Genomic DNA, 3,827 nt, shown 5'->3' with positions numbered 1-3,827 from the left:
CGGCGCGGCATCAGGGCCGGCAGATGGTGTAGCAGTTCCTTCGGGGCCCGGGTGCCATAGGCACCCGGGCCCCTCCGCGTGTTCAACAGAGAGGTGTGATGACAGCAGACGACTCGTACGGCCGTCTCGATGACGACGACTACCCCGCCTACACCATGGGCCGGGCCGCCGAAATTCTCGGCACCACCCAGGGCTTCCTCCGCGCCATCGGCGAGGCCCGCCTGATCACCCCGCTGCGCTCGGCGGGCGGGCACCGCCGCTACTCCCGCTACCAGCTGCGGATCGCCGCCCGGGCCCGCGAGCTCGTCGACCACGGCACCCCCATCGAGGCCGCCTGCCGCATCGTGATCCTCGAGGACCAGCTCGCAGAGGCGCAACGTTTCAACGCTGCACATCACGGCTCCACGGTCCGGGACCAGGATGTGGCGTGACAGGCTCTATTGATTGCCCTGGGTGACGCTGTGGCAGGGCTGCTGGCGAACCATTGTCGGCGGATCCGGTTGTACCCCGTGGTGCAATGGGACTGTCCGGCACCGGGGCTTCACCGTGGTCCTGAGTTGTGAGCGCGTCAACGAGCTACGTGGAGGGTTCTGTGGCCGCGTGGGAGTCAGGCGGGAATGGTGGGCCGCTCTCAGGCTTTTCCCCGGACGGCAAGAGCCGTGCGGGTACGGCGATGACCCTGGCGGGAACGTTGGAGGCGGCGGAGGCCGCGCCGCCCGTGGAATCCCTGGACGTGGTCGCGCGCATGCTCAAGGAGCGCCTCGGGGCAGTATCGGTGTCGTTCCTCATCACCGACTTCACCGGTAGCTCGGTCGTTCGGCTGGGTGCCGCGGGCAGCGTGGAGACAGCCGAGCCCGCCCCGCGGATCACGCTGCGCGGCACCGTGTACGACGACGTGATCCGTAGCCAGCGGCCAAGCGTGCAGGACACCGGCGCGGGCACGGTCCGGGTGGTCGCTCCTGTGACCAACCGCGGGGACGCCATCGGGCTCCTGGAACTGTTCCTGCCCACGCCTCCGACGGCGGAGGTGATGCGCGAGATCGGTGAGACGGCGCACGCGCTGGCCTACATCGTCATCGCCAACCGCTCCTTCACCGACATCTACCAGTGGGGCAGGCGCACCCGCCCGCTCAACCTGGCCGCGGAGATCCAGCACCGGCTGCTCCCGGCTTCGTTGACGTGCGAGGCGGCGCAGTTCGCGGTCGCCGGGGCGCTGGAGCCGGCCGACCATGTCGGAGGGGACACCTTCGACTACGTGGTCGACCGGGACACCGTTCAACTGTCCGTCACCGATGCCATGGGGCACGACGTCGCCGCCTCGTTGCTGGCCACCCTGGTGGTGGGCGCCCTGCGCCGGGCCCGGCGGGCGGGCGCGGACCTCTTGGAACAGGCCCGCCAGGCCGACCAGGCCATGCGCGAGTACGGCCGCGAGGGCTACGTCACCGGTCAGCTGCTGCGGATCAGCTTGCTCGACGGTGCCACGGAGTTCATCAACGCCGGGCACCCCTGGCCGCTGCGGATGCGCGACGGGGAGGTGACCGAGATCGTTCCGGAAATTGATCTGCCGTTCGGTGTCCTGAGCCCGCGTACCTATCGGGTGCAGTCGCTGGACCTGCGGCCCGGTGACCGGCTCGTGATGCTGACGGACGGCATGCTGGAACGCAACGCCGACACCGTGGACCTGTCCGGCCTGATCGTGCGCACCAGGGAACTGCATCCCCGAGAGGCCGCCCGCACTCTCATCGGGGCGATCGTCGACGCGGGCAAGGGGCATCTGCAGGACGACGCGACCGTCATGTGCTTGGACTGGCACGGTGTCGCCCAGTCGCGGCGCGACGCCGCCACCGGCGCCGACCTCACGGAGGCCTCGCCTCCCTCAACCACGAGACACACCGCTTCCGGCCGGTGACCGGTCCGGCTCGTGCGCAGGGAAAGCTCGGCGCTGGTATCCGCTGCGCGCAGCGGATCAAATCTGTAACCGCCAGGCCAGAGTTTACCGCGGCTAAAGGTGAGGGTTTTTATCGCAGGGAACTGAGTGGCATGACTTTGCGCGCGGGGCCGCTCCGGCATGCTACTGTCGATCTTAGTTGCAGTCTTGGTTCCCAAAAATTCAGGCGCTCCCCTTGCTGGCGTTCTTCGCCCGCTGGAGAGGCTTTGTATTTCCGCCGATTTTCCGGTCGGGGTAATCATCGCGGCGACTCCGGAACCGCACAGTGTGATTCCGGGCACTGCCCCAAAGGAGATTCGTATGGCATCTGGCACCGTGAAGTGGTTCAACGCGGAAAAGGGTTTTGGCTTCATCGAGCAGGACGGCGGCGGCGCTGACGTCTTCGCTCACTACTCGAACATCGCCGCCCAGGGCTTCCGCGAGCTTCAGGAAGGCCAGAAGGTTAACTTCGACGTCACGCAGGGCCAGAAGGGCCCGCAGGCCGAGAACATCGTTCCCGCCTGACGCTGACGCGTAACGTAGTTGGGGCCCGCACCTTGGGGTGCGGGCCCCAACTCGTTGTTTTCCCCCTCCCACGCCCGTCGGATCCCGATGGTTTCGCGTGAGTGGCGGGTGAGGGCGCCCCGCGCCGAACCCGCCTCACTGTCCGGCCCGGCGGATGCATCGCCATACGATGCCCGCCCGGCCCCCGCCGTAAGTCGTCCGCCGTTTCTCCGGCCTTTTTGACGCAACTGCGCGGCACTCTCTCCAGCAAAGCCTGTCCGCTTCTTTCGCGGCACGGCTCTGCCCTGTATTTCTTCGGCCCGTTTTCGCGAGTACCCGTTATGGGAATTCCTCGATACGTGCCGCATCGAGGAAGGTTCCGTATGAACCGCACCACTCGCACCAACGACCGCTATTCCCGCACCGGTACCGGAGGCGGCCAGAGCGGCGGCCCCCGCACCGCGCGTTTCGGCGCGCCCGCCCGTTCGGGCTATGGCGGCCGGCGTCCCACCGCCATCCAGGGCGAGTTCGCGCTGCCGAAGACGATCACTCCCGCGCTGCCCGCCGTGGAAAGCTTCGCCGATCTGGACATGCCGGCCCAGCTGCTGGCCGCCCTGGGAGCCGAAGGCATGAGCGTGCCGTTCCCGATCCAGGGCGCGACGCTGCCCAACACCCTCGCGGGCCGTGACGCCCTCGGCCGTGGGCGTACGGGCTCGGGTAAGACTCTCGCTTTCGGCCTGGCCCTGCTGGCCCGCACCGCCGGACAGCGCGCGGAGCCGCGTCAGCCGCTGGCGCTGATCCTGGTCCCCACCCGCGAGCTCGCGCAGCAGGTGACCGACGCCCTGACCCCGTACGCCCGCGCCGTGAGGCTGCGCCTGGCCACCGTCGTCGGCGGCATGCCCATCGGCCGCCAGGCCAACGCGCTGCGGAACGGCGCGGAGGTCGTCGTGGCGACGCCGGGGCGTTTGAAGGACCTGATCGACCGGGGTGACTGCCGGCTGAACCAGGTCGGCATCACGGTGCTGGACGAGGCCGACCAGATGGCGGACATGGGCTTCATGCCCCAGGTCACCGCGCTGCTGGACCAGGTTCGCCCGGAGGGCCAGCGGATGTTGTTCTCCGCGACCCTGGACCGCAACGTGGACCTCCTGGTCCGTCGCTACCTGACGGACCCTGTGGTGCACTCCGTGGATCCCTCCGCGGGCGCGGTCACCACGATGGAGCACCACGTCCTGCACGTCCACGGCGCCGACAAGCAGCGCACGACCACGGAGATCGCCGCCCGCGACGGCCGCGTGATCATGTTCCTGGACACCAAGCACGCCGTCGACCGGCTGACGCAGGACCTGCTGAACAGCGGAGTCCGCGCCGCCGCCCTGCACGGCGGGAAGTCCCA

The 3,827-nt window shown here is 68.7% G+C and carries 4 protein-coding genes; all 4 read left to right on the top strand.

From position 1 onward, the window contains the following. Positions 1-98 precede the first annotated feature (98 nt). Positions 99-431 (top strand): MerR family transcriptional regulator, encoded by a 333-nt coding sequence (locus ABZY44_RS37360; protein WP_356661959.1) that lies wholly within the window; start codon positions 99-101, stop codon positions 429-431. A gap of 242 nt (positions 432-673) precedes the next feature. Further along, complete coding sequence (locus ABZY44_RS37355) at positions 674-1,909, top strand: PP2C family protein-serine/threonine phosphatase (protein ID WP_356661957.1); 1,236 nt, start codon at positions 674-676, stop codon at positions 1,907-1,909. Positions 1,910-2,248: 339 nt separating this feature from the next. Next, the gene (locus ABZY44_RS37350; protein ID WP_014061102.1) at positions 2,249-2,452 is read left to right on the top strand and encodes a cold-shock protein; all 204 of its coding nucleotides are present in this window, start codon (positions 2,249-2,251) and stop codon (positions 2,450-2,452) included. Positions 2,453-2,814: 362 nt separating this feature from the next. Next, positions 2,815-3,827, top strand: a 1,013-nt coding sequence (locus ABZY44_RS37345; RefSeq protein ID WP_356661955.1) for a DEAD/DEAH box helicase, incomplete at its 3' end; no start/stop codon positions are given.

The sequence above is a fragment of the Streptomyces sp. NPDC006544 genome (assembly GCF_040611715.1).
Taxonomy (GTDB): Bacteria; Actinomycetota; Actinomycetes; order Streptomycetales; family Streptomycetaceae; genus Streptomyces.
This window is presented reverse-complemented; position numbering and strand designations above follow the sequence as displayed.